This window comes from Pseudomonas sp. p21 (assembly GCF_001642705.1).
In the GTDB taxonomy this organism is placed as follows: Bacteria; Pseudomonadota; Gammaproteobacteria; order Pseudomonadales; family Pseudomonadaceae; genus Aquipseudomonas.
Genome location: NZ_LWBV01000006.1, coordinates 32,999 through 51,417, shown reverse-complemented (window position 1 = coordinate 51,417; position 18,419 = coordinate 32,999). Strand labels below are relative to the sequence as shown.

The window sequence follows — 18,419 nt, the reverse complement described above, 5'->3', positions numbered from 1 at the left end:
CGAAACCACCGGGTAGCGGCAAACCGGCTATGCTCGCAGGATGATGCCATTTGCCCTGCTCCACCACCTGCCCCGGCAGCTACGCCGCCCCAACGTGCGCGACCTGGCCTGGGCCCTGCTGTCGCCCCCGTTGCTCAGCGCCCCGCCCTGCCCCCAGCGCCACCCGCTGGCGGGCAGCCTGTGGGCGGACCAGCCGCAGCGCCTTGCAGACTGGCTGCGAGCGCTGGATGACGATGACCGCCCATTGCGCGACTGGCTGGCGCAACTGGGCAGCCGGCGCCTGGGGCATTACTACGAACGCCTGTGGCAATTCGCCCTGGGCCAGGCGCCGGGCATCGAACTGCTGGCGGCCAACCTGGCGATTCGCGACGGCGGGCGCACCCTGGGCGAGCTGGACGTGGTGCTGCGCGACCGCGACGGCGTGCACCACCTGGAACTGGCCATCAAGCTGTACCTGGGCCCGGAACACGCCGGGCAGGACCCCGCCGCCTGGCTGGGACCGGGCTGCCATGACCGACTGGGAAGCAAACTGGCGCATCTGGCGCGGCACCAGTTGCCCATGTCGGCGGGGGCGCACAGCCGCGAGGTGCTGGCGCAGCTGGGGGTGGAGCAGGTGCAGGCGCATGTGTGGCTGGGTGGCTACCTGTTCTACCCGCGGCCTGGGCTTGCGCAGCCACCGCAAGGCGCCAACCCGCAACATTTGCGCGGGCGCTGGGTGCGGCGACGGGACTGGGCCATGGCTGAAGGCGAACATTGGCAGCCGCTGCAACGGCATGCCTGGCTGGCACCGGCGCGGGTCGAGGCGAGTGAGAGCTGGGCGGTGGAGCAGTTTGCGGCGTGGCTGCATGTGCTGGAGCGGCAGGCACCGGCGCAGTTGCTGGTGAGGCTGGAGCAAGAAGCTGACGGGGTGTGGCAGGAGGCCGAGCGGGTGTTTCTGGTGGCTGATGATTGGCCGCATCTGCCCGATGTCTGATGTTGTCTGTGTTGGCCCCTTCGCGGGTAAACCCGCGAAGAGGCCGGTGCAGACAACACAATTTTCACAGACCTGGCGCAAAGATTTGTTCCCCGTAGCCATTACAGTACTACCTGAGCGCCAGCAAGAGCGCCATTCCGACCTGATGACGAGGACCGATCATGGTTTCATCCACCCCCGCGACCCATTACACGCGCCTGTCCATTGCCCTGCACTGGCTGATGCTGGTGCTGCTGGCCGCTGTCTATGCCCTTATCGAACTGCGTGGCCTGTTCCCCAAGGACAGCGTCGAACGCAACCTGATGAAGGATCTGCACTTCATGCTCGGGCTCAGCGTGTTCGTGCTGGTCTGGCTGCGCCTGGCCATGCGCCTGAGCAGCCCGACCCCACCCATCGTGCCCAAACCTGCGGCCTGGCAGACCGGCCTCTCGCACCTGATGCACCTGGCGTTGTACCTGCTGATGATCATCCTGCCGGTGGCTGGCTGGCTTATCCTCAGCGCCGCCGACAAACCGGTGCCGTTCTTCGGCCTGGAGCTGCCGCACCTGATCGGCCCGAACCCGGACCAGGCCAAGTTCTTCAAGGGCTGGCATGAGCGCATCGGCAGCTGGGGCTACTGGCTGATCGGCCTGCACGCGCTGGCCGGGCTGTATCACCACTATGTGCAGCGCGACAACACGCTGCTGCGCATGCTGCCTTACAAGTAACCGCGTCGGCCCTGCAGGCCGCCGGTGTGCACAACGATCAGGCGGGTGCCGGGCGCGAACAGCCCGGCCTCGACCTGCTCACGCAGGGCCAGCAGGGCCTTGCCAGTGTACAGGGCTTCGAGCGGCACGCCGGTGTGCCGCTCGCAGTCGGCGATGAACGCCAGCAGCTCATCATCGAATTTGCCAAAACCGCCACGGCAGGCATCGTGTAGCTGGTAGCCATGCGCGCCGGCCAGTGTCGCTACCGCCTCCGCCACACCATGCTCCCTGGGTACAGCCAATGCGCCATGCACGACATGTGCGCCCGCCTCGGCCATTACCAGGCCGGCCAGGGTAGTCCCCGTTCCGGCGGCCAGCCACCAGGCGTCGTAGCCCGACCAGCCCAGTGCCGAGATCTGCGTGCACGCCTGCTGCCTGATCAGCGCGCAGCCCTGTGCACCGGCCAGCCCGCCGCCCCCTTCGGGGATGCAGTGCCAGCCCGGATAGCGTGCTTGCCAGGGTTCCCAGAAACCCGCTTCGTTTCGTGCGCGATAACCGCCGTAGCCCAGCCAGTGCAGTTCCATGCCCAGCGCCTGCAGGTCACGCACGGTTGCCGTGTCCTGGACGTGGCCGCGCAGCAGGCCGGCGGTGGCGAAGCCGAAGCGCTTGCCGGCGGCGGCCAGGGCGTGCAGGTGATTGGAATGGTTGCCGCCGAGGCTGATCAGGCCCGGTGCGTTGCTGGCCGTGGCGTGCTGCAGGTGATGGCGCAGCTTGAACCACTTGTTGCCGCTGATCAGCGGGTCGATCAGGTCCAGGCGCAGGATCGCAGCTTCGACCTGGGCGGTTTCCAGCCAAGGCAGGGTCAGAGGGCGCAGGGGGGCTTGGGGAAGGTCGAGGAGCATGCTGCGAGTTTACCAGCGAAATCCCGGGGGCGCTTTGCGCCCCCTGTGGGAGCGGGTTCACCCGCGAACACCGGCGCAGCCGGTGCCAGGCACCGCGTAGCCCTCTTCGCGGGTGAACCCGCTCCCACAGGGCCGCACAGCGGCCCCGGCAACCTCAGAGCTCAGCCGCCAGTCTCGAACCCTGGTTGATCGCCCGCTTGGCATCCAGCTCCGCCGCCACATCGGCCCCACCAATCAGGTGCACCGACTGCCCCGCCGCCACCAGCCCGTCCTGCAGTTCGCGCAGCGGCTCCTGCCCGGCACAGATGACCACGTTGTCCACCGCCAGCACCTGCGGCTCGCCGTCAGCCACGCGAATGTGCAGGCCGGCATCGTCGATGCTCAGGTACTCGACGCTGTTGAGCATCTGCACCCGCTTGTTCTTCAACCCGGTACGGTGAATCCAGCCGGTGGTCTTGCCCAGGCCGTCACCCACCTTGGATTTCTTGCGCTGCAACAGGTACACCTGCCGCGCAGGGGCATGCGGTTCGGCCTTGATCCCGGCCACGCCACCACGCGCCTGCAGATGGGTGTCGATGCCCCACTCCTTCCAGAACGCCTCACGGTCCTGGCTGGTGGCCACGCCCTGATGCACCAGGTACTCGGAAACGTCGAAACCGATGCCACCCGCGCCAATCACCGCGACAGCCTTGCCCACGGGCTTGCGCTCGAGCAGCACGTCCAGGTAGCTGAGCACCTTGGCATGCTCGACACCGGGGATGGCCGGCGTGCGCGGGGCGATGCCGGTGGCCAGGATGATCTCGTCGTAGCCACCGTCCACCAGGGCCTGCACATTGACCCGGGTGTTCAGGCGCAAGTCCACGCCCGTGCTTTTGACCTTGTTGCGGAAGTAACGCAGGGTTTCATGGAACTCTTCCTTTCCCGGCACCCGCTTGGCCACATTGAACTGCCCGCCGATCTCGCCGGCGGCATCGAACAGGGTCACCGTGTGGCCTCGCTCGGCCGCTACCGTGGCTGCCGCCAGGCCGGCCGGGCCAGCGCCGACCACGGCAATGCGCTTCACGGCGCGCACGGGCAGGTAGTTGAGCTCGGTCTCGTGGCAGGCGCGCGGGTTGACCAGGCAGCTGGTCAGCTTGCCGCCGAAGGTATGGTCCAGGCAGGCCTGATTGCAGCCGATGCAAGTGTTGATCTCGTCGCCGCGGCCGGCAGCGGCCTTGTTGACGAAGTCCGGGTCGGCCAGGAACGGCCGGGCCATCGAGACCATGTCGGCATCGCCCTCGGCCAGCACCGCTTCGGCCACTTCCGGAGTGTTGATACGGTTGGTGGTGATCAGCGGAATGTTCACCACGCCACGCAGCTTGGCGGTGACCTTGCTGAACGCCGCGCGCGGCACCTTGGTGGCAATGGTCGGGATACGCGCTTCGTGCCAGCCGATGCCAGTGTTGATCAGGGTCGCGCCGGCTTGCTCGATGGCCTTGGCCAGCAGCTCGATCTCGTCCCAGCTGCTGCCGCCTTCGACCAGGTCGAGCATCGACAGGCGGAAGATGATAATGAAGTTCGGCCCTACCGCGCCGCGCACCCGGCTGACGATTTCCACCGCCAGGCGCATGCGGTTTTCATAGCTACCGCCCCAGCGGTCGGTGCGATGGTTGGTGTGGGCGGCGAGGAACTGATTGATGAAGTAGCCTTCAGAACCCATGATCTCGACGCCATCGTAACCGGCGCGCTGGGCCAGCACCGCGCAATTGACGAAGTCGGCGATCTGCTTCTCGATACCCGCCTCGTCCAGCTCTCTGGGCTTGAACGGGTTGATCGGCGCCTGGATGGCGCTGGGCGCCACCTGACGCGGGCTGTAGGCATAGCGCCCGGCATGCAGGATCTGCAGGCAGATCTTGCCCCCGGCGGCGTGTACCGCCTCAGTGACGATGCGGTGCTTGTCGGCCTCTTCCTCGGTACTGAGCTTGGCCGCCCCGGAATACACCCCACCCTCATCGTTGGGCGCGATGCCGCCGGTGACCATCAGGCCGACGCCACCGCGGGCGCGCTCGGCAAAGTACGCCGCCATGCGCTCGAAGCCGCCCGGGCGCTCTTCGAGGCCGGTGTGCATCGAGCCCATCAGGGTGCGGTTGCGCAAGGTGGTGAAGCCCAGGTCCAGCGGGGCGAGCAGGTGCGGGTAGCGGTCGGCGGCCATGGAAAGGTCCCCAGGTGGCGTGATCACGGGATGCGGGTGCCGCACCGGCTGGCGGGCCCCGTCGTTTGTCTGCCTGCGACATTAAACAGCCGTTTGAACGGGCTCAATGATCGAAACTGACAAGTTATTGATCCTGACGCACACCGGGACCTGCCAAAACTCGCGAATCCGGGGCCCACGGTTTCTAGGTGCGGGCGACAAGATGTTGGTAACCGGCAGCGCGGGTGAAATCGGCAAGATGCCAGAGACTCCCGTTCGCCCCCCAGGTGCCATCGGCGATGTCGACCAACTGTATCGAAGTCATCAGCATCCTCCCGTCATCCTTCCCGACGCATTGTTCGATGGCCTGGTGCAGGCCCTGCACGTAGTCCTTGCGCATCTGTTCATCGAGCACGCCGGCAGGCACCTTTACCATGACGATGCAGGGAATGGCGTGGCTATGCATGTTCACCCCACCACATAGCCAATCACCGCCCCGTACCTCCTCGATGAGCACCCAGCACAGGCTGCGCTGCGGCAGAGCGTCACCTATGTGCTCATGCGCGATTGCTGCCTCGCTGACGCGCTTCAACAGATGCTCGCGTTGCTGCTCGTTGAAAGCCCCGGTAGGTACCTTGATCAGGATATTGGGCATTGCTGAGACCTTTGTGATGAGTTGAAGCGCCATTAGGCCTGGCGCTCCTCTTACGCAAAAGTGTCGGATCCGTCCTCTTTCGAGCATAATCCGACAATGCACGATTTCACCATTCTGGTCATACCGGGGGCATTCGCCGCTAGCGTAGCCTCCACCCTGGATATCCTCGCCACCGCAGCAACCGTTAGCGAGCGACTCGGCCTGGCCGCACCACGCTGGCGGGTTTGCGGCCCGCAACCGGGAACGGTAGCGCTGGGCCATGACCTGCAACTGCATGTGCAACCGATCGAACAAAGCACCGATGACCAGTCCTGCTGGGTCATACCAGGAATCGGCGTCAGTGATATCGACCAGCTCGAAAGTCGCCTCGCGGAGCCATGGACCGCTCCCTTTCTCTCTGTATTGAGCGATCACATCGCCAACGGCAAGGAAATTGCCGCGTCATGCTCGGCCGTCTTTCTGCTGCATGCAGCCGGGCTGCTGGACGGCAGGAGGGTAACCACCTCCTGGTGGCTGGCACCGCACCTGCAGAGGCTCGCACCCGACTGCCGCGTCGACCCGGACTTCATGGTGCTGGCCGATCATCCATTGACTACGGCAGGAGCTGCCTTCGCGCAAACCGACCTGATGCTGCACCTGCTCCGTCGGCGCCTGTCACCTGCAATCGCCGACGCGGTGGGCAAGGCACTGCTGCTCGACCGCAGGCAACTGCAGTCGCCTTTCGTCATCCCTGCCGTACTGGTGCAGGGTAATGCACTGATCTCGCGCCTGATCGCAGAGATCGAGAAGTCACTGCCTGAACTTACGAGCGTCAAGACACTGGCCGCAAACGTCGGCATGTCCGAGCGGACCCTGTCGCGCCATGTCCACAAGGCAACGGGACACTCCACCCGGCAGCTCATTCAGCGGGTACAGTTGCACAAGGCGCGAGCGCTGCTCGAGTCCGGCGAACATTCCGTCGAGGCGATCTCGGCGCTGGTCGGCTACCAGGACCCGACGGCTCTCCGGCGCTTGATGCGCCGCTTGCTCAACGCCACCCCGCGACAGTTGCGCCAGCGCTGACTCAGGGGCTGCCTGCCCCATGCCCTCAAGGTGACGTCACGACCACCACGTAATGGCCCTGGGTCAGTGGCTCGCCACGCCCATCGACCAGTCTGTAGGCCTGCCCCCGGTCGACGCGTACCGCCTTCGCTGGCAGCGCCTGGCCATCCACGCCCTGAACGCCAATGACACTGTCACGCGCCAGCGCCGGGCAGTTATCCATGCGCCAGCCCGCATCGCCGACGGTGGTCGTGCAAGACGGCTCGATGATGCTGCCGGTGAAGTGCAGCATGCCCGAGGCGACGACGGCGCCTGCCTGGGCCTGGCCGACCAAGGCCAGGCAAATTGCAGCACTCAATGCGAATCGCTTGCCGCTCATGATTACCACTCCCCGATACCCAAGGTTGAGCCTATCGGATGGGCGGTGGCCTGCCTGGCTACGCGCGTGAGGCCGTTCACAAAGCAGGAAAATAAACCACACGGCCGTTTAAGAAACGTCTCAAAGCCGGCGGCGGTGCAACTGTCTAGGATGGCCAGGCCCCTCCCAGCCAACCTCACCGGAGCCCTTCCCAACCATGTCGCGCTTGCTTCACACCCTCTCGCGCCCGGCCATGGCGGCACTCATCCTGATGTGCCTGGCGCCTACCGCCTGGGCCCAGCTCAAGATCGAAGGCACACGCCTGATCTACCAGGGTTCGGACAAGGAAGCGAGCATCAATGTGGTCAATCGCAGTGGCCTCGACACGGTCATGCAAAGCTGGGTCAGCAGCCCCGACGAACGCGGCGATGCCCCCTTCGCCATCGTCCAGCCGTTGACGTTGATTCCGCCCAACGGCCAGCAGATGCTGCGGGTGCTGTACGCCGGCCAGGGCCTGCCCGAGGACAGGGAATCGCTGTTCTGGCTGAACATTCTCGAGATCCCGCGCAAACCCGAACAGGCCGACACCCTGCAGTTCGCCATCCGCCAGCACCTGAAGCTGTTCTATCGCCCTGCCGGCCTGCCAGGCTCGCCCAGCAAGGCGGTCAATGGCCTGGAATGGCGCACGCGTCAGCCTGGCAGGATCGAAGTCAGCAATCCGAGCGCCTTCCATGTCTCGCTGGTCGACCTCCAGCTCGACAGCCCTGGGCAGTCGCACCCGCTTGCGGACTACGTCCTCCTGCGCCCGGGGGAGTCGCTCAGTCTCGAAACGCCCTCGCCCCTGCCAGTGCAGAGTCGCGTGGCGTTCAGCGAGCTGACCGACATCGGCCTGCAGAAGCGACACCACATCGCGCTGCCGTGAACACACCGCCACAGGATAGCCACCCCATGACCCTGATCCGCAAACACCTGCTGGGCCTGCTCTTCGTCGCCGCCAGCTGCCCCGCCACCAGCTACGCCCTGTCCTGCAAGCTGGACCCGTCCAAGGCGTCGGCGCTCAAGGAGGCCCTGGGCACCGCGCTGGCGGTACCGGCCGACGCCCCCGACGGCACGATCATCTGGGAATCGTCGCCACACTCGGTTCCGGTCATCTGTGCCGATGACTATGAAACCGGCGTCAAGGAAGATATCTATTTCTATGTCAACCCGGCCAAGGCCAATATCGGCAAGGGCATACGGGTCGGGATACGCTATGGGTCCCAGACCATCACCCAGACTTCGGGCGCCATCACCACCGGCTTCAACTCGCTTCATGGTTGCAACTGGGCGAACTGCGCGGGTTGGGACAAGGCCCGGTTCACCCTGACCTTCACCGTGTTCATTGAAAAATACGGCGCAACGCCAACCAACGGGCAAGCAAGCACGTTGAGCGAATACCGGGTGTTCCAGCTGGACGGCAAGGGCGGCCTCAACCCCAGGCCCGACAGCAACCTCAACTATGTCGTCACCGGCATGAACAACATCCGCTTCGTGCCTTGCTCTCCCGAGTTGACCATCTTGCCATCAGTGATCAGCTTCCGCCGTGCCTTGGTCAGCTCGGCACAGGTCGGCCAGGTTGCCAGTTCGGCCAGTTTCAGCCTCGATCTGGTCAGGTCCTGCGACACGCCCTACACCGTCGATGCCCGCTTCACCCCGGTTGCCGGCAGCGCCAGTGTCATCGACAAGCTGCTGGTGCCCGGCAACAACAGCTCCGTCGGGATCGCCCTGACCCAGCAGGACAGCAACCAGCCGGTGCCTTTCGACACCTGGTTCAAGCTGGCCGACCTGACCATGCCGGGCCTGATCCGCAACGAGTTCCGCGCCGACCTGATCTGGCGATCGTCCCCCATCCCCGGTACGTTCGAAGCCATGGCGCTAGTGGACCTGTATTACAAGTAAGCCCTCGGCCAAGCGGCCTTTAAGGTTCGTCTGATGTCCAGTTGCCAGCGGCCTGCCTAAATTCGCGGGATGCGACTCAAAGCCTATCTGCAACAGATCAACCCCCTTCTCTCCGACCCCGAGGCGGCGCGCCGCCTGCTTCGGCTACTGGCGGTCGTGCTATCGGCCGGCATTCTCGGCGCGGCCTACAATTTCCTGTCCTTTACCTTCAACACCGACATCGCCCGGCGCCATGGAGCCATGAGCAGCGCAATCGCCGAGGCCCATACTTTCTTCACCAACCGCGAGGCACTGCTCGAAAGCCTGAGCCTCGCGGCCGTGCGTCAGGCGGTTCCGGGTGTCACCGCACCGCCCGTGGCACCGAACGAGGAGGTGCACCTGCAACTGGGCAGCCAGCTGGACAAGCGCTGGAGCCTGTGGCTGACCCAGCGCATGTGTGCCTACCTCAAGGCCCGGCAGGTCAACCTGCTCTACGTCGACGCAGGGGCTCAGGGCCCCATGCGCTGGCTTTACAACAGCGACGCCCAGGCCTCGCCACCTTCGCCTGCCTTGCTTGAGCAGCTGCGCGATGCGGGGCACCGGCCCACAGCCCCCCGGGAACTGTGGCTGGCCGATCAGGATGCGCCCCGCTCGCGCCTGTTCATCTTCCTGCGCCTTGACGAGCGCGACCCCGATTCTGGCTGGCTGGGCCTGGAGATCGACAGCCAGGCGGTGTCGCCATCACTCGAGGATGCCAGCGCAGGTGAATTCATGATGTTCAACGCTGACGGCATGCTGGTATTCACCAACAGCCCGAACCCGACACTGGAGCGCTCGCGCCCCCAAACCTCGGGTGACAACTTCTTCGGCTTCGCCGGCGCGGGGTTCTTGCCCGAATACCTGGTCATCAGCAAGCCGTTGATGTCCTCGGACTGGCAACTGGTCTATGCCATCGACCTGTCCGCCATCCTTGCCGGCCTGTGGCAGCAACTGCTCGGTGCCCTGTTGTTCTGCTTGATCAGCATCACCTTGATAAGGGTGCTGATCCGGCGTTTCGACCAGCGCTTGTTCACCCCCACGGTCGAACGCATCCGCGCGCTGGTGGAAAGCGAGATGTTCAGCCGGGACGTCATCGAAACCGCACCCGTCGCCCTGTGCGTGCTGCGTCGTAGCGATGGGCAGGTTGTGCTGGAGAACCACCTGGCCCAGCAATGGCTGGGCCAGGACCAGGCTCGCGACGCACGCAGTGCGCGATGGATCGAGCAGGCCTTCGAGCGGCACGAAGGCCAGTGCAGCGACTATTTCGAGAGCGCCGAAGGGCGCCACCTGTACCTGAGCTGCTCGCCAACCCGCTACAAGGGCGAGCAGGTTCTGCTTTGCGCGTTCAGCGACATCAGCGCACGCAAGCAGATCGAGGCCGCGCTGGAGGACGCCCGGCGCGCGGCAGACACGGCCAACGAAGCGAAAACCCAGTTCCTGGCCACCATGAGCCACGAAATCCGAACACCGCTGTACGGCGTGCTGGGCACACTCGAGCTGCTGTCTCGCACCGTGCTCGACGCCCAGCAGCGCGATTACCTGCGGGCCATCGAAGGGTCCTCGTCAACCCTGCTGCAGTTGATCTGCGACGTGCTGGACGTGTCCAAGATCGAGGCCGGTCAACTGGCCCTTGAACTCAGCGAGTTCAGTGCCCCGGACCTGGTCCGCGAGGTGATCCAGGGTTACAGCGCGGCAGCCGGGAGCAAGGGGCTGCAGCTCTACAGCTGCCTGGACCCGCGCCTGCCGGAGCACCTGATCGGCGACGTCAACCGGATCCGCCAGATTCTCAACAACCTGTTGAGCAATGCGGTCAAGTTCACCGATTGCGGGCGCGTGGTGCTGCGCGCCAGGTTGCTCAACCGCGATGGCGAGCGCTCCTGCCTGTTGTGGCAGGTCTCGGACACCGGCAAGGGCATCGCCGAACAGGACCAGCCATTCATCTTCGACCCCTTCTACCAGACCGAAGGCCATACCCAGGTAATTCCCGGCACCGGGCTGGGGCTGCCGATCTGCCAGCGTCTGACGCAATTGATGAACGGCCAGCTGCGCCTGGTCAGTGAGCTGGGCCTGGGCAGCAGCTTCAGTCTGACCCTGCCCCTGGAAGTCGCCTCAGGCCGCGCCGGCACCCCGTTCAACCTGCTGGCCGAACGCATTCACGTGGTATCGCCGGTACATGAACTGGCCGAAGCCATCAGTGGCTGGCTATGCCGCTGGGGCGCACGCGCCCAGGTCGGCGCCCCGCCACCGGGCAGCGCCATGGCCGGCGAACTGCTGGTCGAGCTGCATCCAGGCAACGTCGAGCGCCGGCTGGTCGCCGAATGGCCCGGCCCAAGCATCCTGGCCAGCGCCCAGGACTGCTGGGAGGCGCGGCACGAGGCTGGCCATTGGCAGGTCAACCTCAACGACCTGGGTGCTCTGCACCATGCCGTTGGCCAGGCTCAGGGCTTGCGTCGTCCCATGGGCCAGGCCGTGCCGGCCCCTTTGACCGAGCCGCTCGGGTTGCGCGTGCTGGTTGCCGAGGACAACGTCATCAACCAGTTGATCCTGCGCGACCAGCTTGAGGAGCTCGGCTGCAGCGTAGCCTTGGCCAGCAATGGCGAGCAGGCCCTGCAAGCCTGGCAACGCGAGCATTTCGACCTGCTGCTGACCGACGTCAACATGCCCGGCATGAACGGCTACGAACTGGCCCGAGCCCTACGCCAGCGGGGCTGTACCCAACCCATAGTCGGCGCCACCGCCAACGCCCTGCGCGGCGAGGAAGATCTGTGCCTGGCCGCCGGCATGGATCGCTGCCTGATCAAGCCCTTCAACCTGCAAGCCCTGCTCAACTGCCTGGCCCCGTATCGAGGTAGCCGTCTTGAAGCCCTTTAACATCCTGATTGTCGAAGACCATCCGTTTCAGCATATGTACCTGCAACACCTGTTCAGCGAACTTGGCAGCTTCAAACTGGTAGCGGCCCGGGATGGCCAGGAAGCGCTGGAGCGCTTGCGCCAGCATGAAGTCGACCTGGTCCTGACCGACCTGCTGATGCCCGGCATGGATGGTGTGCAGTTCATCCAGCACCTCGCCGGCCTACGCCACAAGCCAGGCCTGGCGATCATGAGTGCGGCCTCACGGCGTATGCTCATGGCGGCGAGCCTGGTGGCCAAGAACCTCGGCGTGGATGTGCTCGGGCTGATCTCCAAGCCAGTCGAGCCCGCCGCGTTGCGCAGCCTGATCGACCAATTGCAGTTGCACCATCAGGCTCCGGCCCGGGAGGCACCGACCATACCCGAGTTCGATCGCCAGACCTTGGTCGATGCCTTGAACAACCGGGCCTTCCAGGCCTGGTTCCAACCCAAGAAGTCCTTGCACAACGGCCGCATCGTCGCGGCCGAGGCCTTGGTGCGCTGGATGCATCCGGAGCAAGGCGTGTTGCTGCCAGGCACCTTCCTGCCGGCGCTCAACGCCTTCGGCCTGGAGGAAAGGCTACTGTGGGTGATGCTCAAGCAAGCCATGGATGCCCAGGCGCGGTGGCGTGACCGGGGCTATGACATTCCGGTCTCGATCAACCTGCCGACCCACCTGCTCAACAGCCATGACCTGGCCGACCGGCTGCTGGAATTCGTCCTGCACCATCAAGGCGTACCTGGCAAGCTCTGCTTCGAACTGATGGAATGCTCCATTCCCGAAGAGTTAAGCAACTTCTATGCAGGCGCCTGCCGCTTGCGCATGAAAGGTTTCGGCCTGTCCCAGGACGACTTCGGCAAAGGCTACAGCTCCTACATGAGCCTAGTCTCGACGCCCTTCACCGAACTGAAGATCGATCGGGCGCTAGTGCAGCGTTGCGATGAAAGCGAGAGCCTGGCTTCGGCCCTGGCCAGCATCGTCGCCCTGGGCCGTAAGCTCGGGCTCACCGTGGTGGCCGAAGGGGTCGAGACGCCCCAGGAGCTCGAGATGCTACGCAAGGTCGACTGTAACCAGGTGCAGGGCTTTTTGATCTCCCATGCCGTGTCGGCGGAACAATTCCAACGCCTGCTGCACAGCGATGGTCCGCCGTCGGCCTATTGACCTGCTGTAACTCAGGGCGCCGGCCGGGCATCAAAGATAACATCCACTGGGTATCGACGCCCCCACGGCCTTCCGGATCCTTGCATGAAACAGTACAACGCCCTGCTGGAAAACCTGGCCCGCAGCTCTCTGCGCCTGAACAAAGGCATGACCGTACTGCTGGGCCTGGCACTGCTGCTGGCCGGTTTCAGCTTCTGGTCGATCGAGCGCCTGGTCGACGAACAAAGCGACACGGTCAGCATCCATTTCGCCCGTCTTATGGAGAATATCCAGGAGCAGGAAACCTTCCTCGAAGCCCTCGTGGAACGCAGCGCCAAAGGGGAGCTGTTCGACTACCCACGCGCGCTCGAGCCGGTGCTGGCGCCGCTGCCCGAGGAAGGGCCGGACATCTACAAGGGCCAGGTCTTTCCATTTTCCATGCCGTTCAGCCTCAAGCTCGACCGACGTAACCTCGCCGGCAGCGAAGAGTCGAGCATTTTCACCCAGGGGGCGAACCTGGCCAGCTTCTACAGCATGTTCTGGTCGGCGTCCCCCTACCGATCGCCGCAGGTGTTCCTGTTCTCGCCGGATGCCCGTTATGACATCACGGTTCCCGCCGCAGGACGCGGGCGGGGCAAGGTCGAGGAAGAACCGTTCATCGAAGTGATCAGGCAAGTCATGGCGCGCCAGCCTCAGGGCAAGCACTGGAGCCCAGGCACCAAGATCATCTGGCGCAGCTATGTCGAACAGCCGGATCAGGCCTCCCCGCCGCGCGTGCTGGCCTACGCCAACATCACCCTGCGCCCGGCCAAGGCCGACGACCAACGCACGCAAGTGGCGTCGCTGGTGGATCTGGCCCAGATCGACGATTTCGAACGCATCATGGACTGGACCGTGTATGACCACTTCAATCTCATCGCCCCGTCCGGCGAGGTACTGATCGGTGCACCCACGCTCCTGGAGGGTATGCACGAAGGCCTCAACATCAAGGCCGAAGGCCTGGTGTTCCGCCTCCACGAGCAGGCCAACGGAGGCTGGAGTGCTGTCTACACCGTGACCTACCGGCACTTCTTCCGTTACGCGTTCTGGTCGCTGGCCAGCATCGCCGCTACCTTCCTGGTGCTCATCGGGATGGGCCGGGTGGCCATCCGCTGGTATCAACGCCAGGTCATCCTGCCCGCGCGCGCAGCCCACGAGGCCATCGCCGAGAGCGAGGCCTTCAGCCGGGTGGTCATCGATACCGCCCCGACCGGCCTGTGCGTGGTCCGCAGCACCGACCACGAAGTGCTACTGGAGAACCAGCGGGCGCAGCAGTGGCAGGGTACCCGAGAACTGGTCAGCACCCTCGCCTCGACAGTGGGCAGCTCCAGCAGTGGCGAGCACTACCTGCAGGTCGAAGGCCGCCACCTGCAGATCGGTTTCGTATCGACCCGCTACCACGGCGAAGACGTGCGTCTTTACGCATTCAACGACGTTACCCGTCATGTCGAGGACGCCCAGGCGCTCGACGAGGCCCGGCGCGCGGCCGACGCAGCCAACACCGCCAAGACACTGTTCCTGGCGACCATGAGCCACGAGATCCGTACCCCGCTGTACGGCGTGCTTGGCACCCTCGAACTGCTCGGCCTGACGCAGCTGGATGCCCGGCAGCAAGGCTACCTGCACACCATCCAGCGCTCCTCGGCAACCCTGTTCCAGCTGATCAGCGACGTGCTTGACGTGACCAAGATCGAATCCGGGCAGATGGCGCTCGAACCCGTGACGTTCTGCCCGCTGGAGATGCTCGAGGACACCGTGCGCACCTATCGCGCCTTCGCCGAGCGCAAGGGCCTGTTGCTCTATGCCTGCCATGACGCCCGCCTGCCAGCCCAGGTGGTGGGCGACCCGATACGCATCCGCCAGATCCTCAATAACCTGCTGAGCAACGCCATCAAGTTCACCGATACCGGCCGGGTGGTGCTGCGCACCCGTGTTCTGGCACTCGACGACACCTACGTCAGCCTGCAATGGCAGGTTGCAGACAGCGGCATCGGTATCTCCCAGGCGCAGCAGGCCAGGCTCTTCGAGCTCTTCTACCAGGTCGTCGACGCTTCCAGCGAGGGTGGTGCGGGCCTGGGCCTGCCGATCTGCGGCTGGCTGGCCGACATGATGGGTGGCCAGATCAAGGTGGTCAGCGAGCCGGGCCTGGGCAGCAGCTTTTCCCTCAACCTCAGCCTGCCGCTGGCCCAAGGGGATCTGAGTGACTGCCCGACCGTGATGCCCGACCCGACCCCGGTATATGTGCGTGCGCCAATACCGGAGCTTGCCCAGCATGGCGTCGACTGGCTGCAGCGCCTGGGCATCGCCGCGACCCTTACGATTCCGCCCATGGAGAAGGACAACCACCAAGCCCTGCTGGTGGACCTGCTCGACTGCCCGGATGCTGCCAACTGGCATGGCCAGCGGATCTGCGCCAGCAGCGACGGCCCGGCCCCCGGCGCGTTCATCGACGGCTGCTGGCGGGTGGACCTGCATGACGTGCGTGCCATCGCCCAGGTCATCGCCCTGGTGCGCCAGGGCGGGGTGCCCAATGGCCATGCCTCAGCGCAGCAGCAACGTGCCGCCCTGCGCCTGCATGTGCTGGTGGCCGAGGACAATCCGATCAACCAGGCGATCCTGCAGGAGCAGCTAGAGGCGCTGGGCTGCACCACGGTCGTCACGGCCAATGGCGAACAGGCCATGCAACGCTGGCAGCCAGGCCTGTTCGACCTGGTCCTGACCGACGTGAACATGCCATTGATGAATGGCTACGAACTGGCCAGGACCCTGCGCCAGCACGACACCCGGTTGCCGATCATCGGCGTCACTGCCAATGCACTGCGAGAAGAGGGCCAGCGCTGCCTCGAGGTGGGCATGAATGCCTGGATGGTCAAACCGTTGAGCTTGCAGACCTTGCGCAGCCATCTGGTCCGCTTGTGCCGGCCGGTGTTGGCCGAGGGGCCCAGCCAAGCGCAAGCAGACGACCGCAGCGCCCTGCTCCCCCACGCCACCATCGATACCGTGCAAGTGTCCGCGGCCATGCGCGAACTGTTCATCACCACCATGCGCGAGGACAAGCAGCGGTTGCGTCTGGCTCTTGAGCAACGCGACCACCGTCGCCTTGGCGAGCGCCTGCACAGTATCGCCGGCGCCCTGGGCGCTGTGCAGGCCAGGGACCTGGCCGAGCAGTGCTGCGCACTGGAGGACGCGCTGGCCAGCTCGCCGCTCGACACGGCCATGACCGATAAACTGCGGGAGGTGCTGAACAGGCTGTCGGCAATACTCGAAACACTTGCATAGAATCAACTTCAGTGCTGATAACGCCTGAAGACAACCCTCCCATCCGCACCGGCTAACGGGTCGTCATTTATGGAAAAACTCAAGGTCATCATCGCCGACGATCACCCCATCGTACTGCTCGGCGTCCGGGAACTGGTCGAACGCGACCCACGCTTTTGCGTGGTTGGCGAAGCTGTCTGCTCGCAAGGGCTGATCGAACTGCTCGAACGCCAACCCGTGGACATGGTCATCTCCGACTACAACATGCCGGCAGACTCACCCTACGGTGACGGCCTGAAACTTATCGATTATCTCAAGCGTCACTATCCCGCCGTCCGCATCCTCGTGCTGACCATGATTTCCAACCCGCTGATCCTTACACGGCTACAGGAACTGGGCGTGGACGGTGTCATTCAGAAAAGCCAGTTGCACGGCGAAATCGAAAAGGCCCTCAATGCCGTCGCCCGCAACAGCACCTACCGGGCGCCGGAGCCGGCGAGGCACTCGGTGGTCGCCTGTAATACAGCCATCGATCAACGGGTGGAAAACCTGTCACCCAAGGAATTTGAAATACTGCGTCTGTTTGTGGCCGGCCAAAGTGTCAGTGAAATTGCCCGCAGCCAGCACCGAAGTACCAAGACCATTAGTGCGCAGAAAGTTTCAGCCATGCGAAAACTTGAAGTGAACAGCGATCAGGAATTATTGGCCTATTGCCTGGCGAGTCATATCTTCAATTAACTGGCGAGCGTTATTGGCCGCCCATTAAGATTCGTCTGATGGGCCAGGGAAACCACCTGACTTATTGTGAGCGTGCATTTAGTTGCAGCACTTACTCACTTTCATGTGGACATCAATATGAATAAATTTTCCCTGGCCGCACTGACCCTCTCGCTTATCACTGCTTCGGCCGGCGTTCTGGCCGCCGATCCCACCGGACCAGTCAAAGGTGGCAGCGGCAAGATTTCCTTTACCGGCGTGATCAACAATGACGCCTGCTCGGTCGACGGCGCCAACGCCGACCGCGTGATCGCCGTGGATATGGGTACCGTCTCGATCAAAGACATGGGCACCGCCGAGAACCCAACGGCAGGCCGCGTGACCGGCAAGGACTTCAACCTCAACGTCAACTGCAACGTCGGCACCAAGGTGGCGATGGTCTTCGATGCCAATAGCGGTGGCTCGGGCCTGGTGACCGGCAAGAAGGTCCTGGCCCTGACCAAGGGCACCGGCACTGCCGCCAACGTCGGTATCGCCCTGCTCGACCCCAACGGCAACCTGATCGACCTGAGCTCGGCCGCCACCGCCAAGATCCAGAGCGAGGTGCATGGCACAGGTGCCGAGGGCGGCGACGCTACCCTGAGTTTCTCTGCAGCCTACGTGACCACCGGCGCCGCCGGCACCGCCACCGCCGGTCGCGGTGATGCCACCCTGCCGTTCATCCTGCAGTACGAGTAATCACTTCGCAGCTTCTCCATGCGCGAGGCTGATCAGCCTCGCCACTTCTTCGTCCCGCAAGGTACCCAACCATGTTGCGTCGTTCTCTGTATCCCGTTCTCGGGTTGCTGGGCATGCTCGTCGCCGCCCAGGCAACTGCCAGCATCTCCCTGAGCGCCACCCGTGTCGTGTTTGACGGTGCTCACAAGGAAGCCAATGTCATCGTGCGCAACGGCAATCAGGAAGTCCTGGTGCAGTCGTGGGTTGATGCCGGCGACAGCGCGCAGGCGCCGTTCGCCATCACCCCTCCATTGGCCAGAGTATTGCCCAAGCAGGAACAACTACTGCGCATTCTCTATGAAGGCCAGGGTCTGCCGACCGATCGCGAATCCGTGGTCTGGCTCAATGTCCAGGAAATCCCGCAAGCCAGTACCAAGGCCAATACCTTGCAGTTGGCAGTGCGCCAACGCATCAAGATTTTCTTCCGCCCGGCCAACTTGCCCGGTAATGCCCTGCTGGCACCGGAACAACTGGTCTGGCAATTGACTCAGCACGCCGGAAAGGCCCAACTGACCGTGAACAACCCAGGCCTGTATCACGTGTCGATGGCCGACATCGAACTCAAACGCGGAAAACAGACCGTGTTCAGCGCCGATTCGAGCATGATCGCCCCCGGCGAGCAAAAGACATTCAGCTCGGCACTTTCCCAGCTGGACGGCCCGCTGACGCTCACGTTCAAGAGCATCAACGACTATGGCGCCCAGCATGGATATTCCGTGCTGCTGAACCCTGCCCAGCCGGGTAGTGCCAAGCCTGCCGAACCCGCCATCACCTTGTGAAAGCGTAGCGACCACCTCGCGCGCCCCGATCGCGTGCGGCCTCCCCGTGCCCAGCCCGTGCCGGGACATGAATTAGGT

The 18,419-nt window shown here is 64.2% G+C and carries 15 protein-coding genes; 11 read left to right on the top strand and 4 right to left on the bottom strand.

The genetic code is table 11. From position 1 onward, the window contains the following. Positions 1 to 40 precede the first annotated feature (40 nt). Positions 41 to 973 (top strand): DUF1853 family protein, encoded by a 933-nt coding sequence (locus A4C63_RS17650; protein WP_063913820.1) that lies wholly within the window; start codon positions 41 to 43, stop codon positions 971 to 973. 161 nt (positions 974 to 1,134) lie between these two features. Then, positions 1,135 to 1,680, top strand: coding sequence for a cytochrome b (locus tag A4C63_RS17645; RefSeq protein WP_063913819.1), 546 nt, complete (start codon positions 1,135 to 1,137; stop codon positions 1,678 to 1,680). On the opposite strand, the gene A4C63_RS17640 is transcribed toward A4C63_RS17645, so the two are convergent. The 3 genes from A4C63_RS17640 to A4C63_RS17630 form a co-directional block, all read right to left on the bottom strand. Continuing rightward, positions 1,671 to 2,561: a 1-aminocyclopropane-1-carboxylate deaminase/D-cysteine desulfhydrase gene (locus A4C63_RS17640; protein WP_063913818.1), complete on the bottom strand. Its 891-nt coding sequence runs from the start codon at positions 2,559 to 2,561 to the stop codon at positions 1,671 to 1,673. The two genes, A4C63_RS17645 and A4C63_RS17640, sit on opposite strands and share 10 nt — an antisense overlap. Before the next feature lie 154 nt (positions 2,562 to 2,715). Further along, positions 2,716 to 4,752 (bottom strand): NADPH-dependent 2,4-dienoyl-CoA reductase, encoded by a 2,037-nt coding sequence (locus tag A4C63_RS17635; RefSeq protein WP_063913817.1) that lies wholly within the window; start codon positions 4,750 to 4,752, stop codon positions 2,716 to 2,718. Positions 4,753 to 4,936: 184 nt separating this feature from the next. Next, the gene (locus A4C63_RS17630; RefSeq protein WP_063914078.1) at positions 4,937 to 5,386 is read right to left on the bottom strand and encodes a tautomerase family protein; all 450 of its coding nucleotides are present in this window, start codon (positions 5,384 to 5,386) and stop codon (positions 4,937 to 4,939) included. A 96-nt stretch (positions 5,387 to 5,482) separates the two neighbouring features. Here A4C63_RS17630 and A4C63_RS17625 point away from each other — a divergent pair, with 96 nt between their 5' ends. Beyond that, the gene (locus tag A4C63_RS17625; RefSeq protein WP_063913816.1) at positions 5,483 to 6,448 is read left to right on the top strand and encodes a GlxA family transcriptional regulator; all 966 of its coding nucleotides are present in this window, start codon (positions 5,483 to 5,485) and stop codon (positions 6,446 to 6,448) included. 25 nt (positions 6,449 to 6,473) lie between these two features. Here the strand turns inward: A4C63_RS17625 and A4C63_RS17620 are convergent, their stop codons facing one another. Next, the gene (locus tag A4C63_RS17620) at positions 6,474 to 6,806 is read right to left on the bottom strand and encodes a type 1 fimbrial protein (protein ID WP_063913815.1); all 333 of its coding nucleotides are present in this window, start codon (positions 6,804 to 6,806) and stop codon (positions 6,474 to 6,476) included. 196 nt (positions 6,807 to 7,002) lie between these two features. Here A4C63_RS17620 and A4C63_RS17615 point away from each other — a divergent pair, with 196 nt between their 5' ends. From A4C63_RS17615 to A4C63_RS17580, 8 genes are all read left to right on the top strand, one after another. Further along, a complete protein-coding gene (locus tag A4C63_RS17615; protein ID WP_063913814.1) occupies positions 7,003 to 7,707 on the top strand; it encodes a molecular chaperone in 705 nt (234 codons plus the stop codon). Positions 7,708 to 7,733: 26 nt separating this feature from the next. Continuing rightward, positions 7,734 to 8,723 carry a fimbrial protein gene (locus A4C63_RS17610; protein ID WP_063913813.1) on the top strand — a complete coding sequence of 330 codons (990 nt, stop codon included), beginning with the start codon at positions 7,734 to 7,736 and terminating at the stop codon, positions 8,721 to 8,723. A 69-nt stretch (positions 8,724 to 8,792) separates the two neighbouring features. Then, a complete protein-coding gene (locus A4C63_RS17605; RefSeq protein WP_063913812.1) occupies positions 8,793 to 11,612 on the top strand; it encodes an ATP-binding protein in 2,820 nt (939 codons plus the stop codon). After that, entirely contained in the window at positions 11,599 to 12,792 is a 1,194-nt protein-coding gene (locus tag A4C63_RS17600) for an EAL domain-containing protein (RefSeq protein ID WP_063913811.1), read from the top strand. The genes A4C63_RS17605 and A4C63_RS17600 overlap by 14 nt, the downstream gene beginning before the upstream one ends. 84 nt (positions 12,793 to 12,876) lie before the next feature. Further along, complete coding sequence (locus A4C63_RS17595; RefSeq protein WP_063913810.1) at positions 12,877 to 16,089, top strand: hybrid sensor histidine kinase/response regulator; 3,213 nt, start codon at positions 12,877 to 12,879, stop codon at positions 16,087 to 16,089. A 69-nt stretch (positions 16,090 to 16,158) separates the two neighbouring features. Next, positions 16,159 to 16,806 carry a response regulator gene (locus A4C63_RS17590; protein ID WP_063913809.1) on the top strand — a complete coding sequence of 216 codons (648 nt, stop codon included), beginning with the start codon at positions 16,159 to 16,161 and terminating at the stop codon, positions 16,804 to 16,806. A 117-nt stretch (positions 16,807 to 16,923) separates the two neighbouring features. Next, the gene (locus tag A4C63_RS17585; protein ID WP_063913808.1) at positions 16,924 to 17,523 is read left to right on the top strand and encodes a fimbrial protein; all 600 of its coding nucleotides are present in this window, start codon (positions 16,924 to 16,926) and stop codon (positions 17,521 to 17,523) included. A 71-nt stretch (positions 17,524 to 17,594) separates the two neighbouring features. Further along, a complete protein-coding gene (locus tag A4C63_RS17580; RefSeq protein WP_063913807.1) occupies positions 17,595 to 18,341 on the top strand; it encodes a molecular chaperone in 747 nt (248 codons plus the stop codon). Positions 18,342 to 18,419: the final 78 nt, after the last annotated feature.

Coding starts and splice junctions, on each gene's coding strand:
- A4C63_RS17650 (WP_063913820.1), top strand. CDS start 41: ATGATGCCATTTGCCCTGCTCCACCACCTGCCCCGGCAGCTACGCCGC.
- A4C63_RS17645 (WP_063913819.1), top strand. CDS start 1,135: ATGGTTTCATCCACCCCCGCGACCCATTACACGCGCCTGTCCATTGCC.
- A4C63_RS17640 (WP_063913818.1), bottom strand. CDS start 2,561: ATGCTCCTCGACCTTCCCCAAGCCCCCCTGCGCCCTCTGACCCTGCCT.
- A4C63_RS17635 (WP_063913817.1), bottom strand. CDS start 4,752: ATGGCCGCCGACCGCTACCCGCACCTGCTCGCCCCGCTGGACCTGGGC.
- A4C63_RS17630 (WP_063914078.1), bottom strand. CDS start 5,386: ATGCCCAATATCCTGATCAAGGTACCTACCGGGGCTTTCAACGAGCAG.
- A4C63_RS17625 (WP_063913816.1), top strand. CDS start 5,483: ATGCACGATTTCACCATTCTGGTCATACCGGGGGCATTCGCCGCTAGC.
- A4C63_RS17620 (WP_063913815.1), bottom strand. CDS start 6,806: ATGAGCGGCAAGCGATTCGCATTGAGTGCTGCAATTTGCCTGGCCTTG.
- A4C63_RS17615 (WP_063913814.1), top strand. CDS start 7,003: ATGTCGCGCTTGCTTCACACCCTCTCGCGCCCGGCCATGGCGGCACTC.
- A4C63_RS17610 (WP_063913813.1), top strand. CDS start 7,734: ATGACCCTGATCCGCAAACACCTGCTGGGCCTGCTCTTCGTCGCCGCC.
- A4C63_RS17605 (WP_063913812.1), top strand. CDS start 8,793: ATGCGACTCAAAGCCTATCTGCAACAGATCAACCCCCTTCTCTCCGAC.
- A4C63_RS17595 (WP_063913810.1), top strand. CDS start 12,877: ATGAAACAGTACAACGCCCTGCTGGAAAACCTGGCCCGCAGCTCTCTG.
- A4C63_RS17590 (WP_063913809.1), top strand. CDS start 16,159: ATGGAAAAACTCAAGGTCATCATCGCCGACGATCACCCCATCGTACTG.
- A4C63_RS17585 (WP_063913808.1), top strand. CDS start 16,924: ATGAATAAATTTTCCCTGGCCGCACTGACCCTCTCGCTTATCACTGCT.
- A4C63_RS17580 (WP_063913807.1), top strand. CDS start 17,595: ATGTTGCGTCGTTCTCTGTATCCCGTTCTCGGGTTGCTGGGCATGCTC.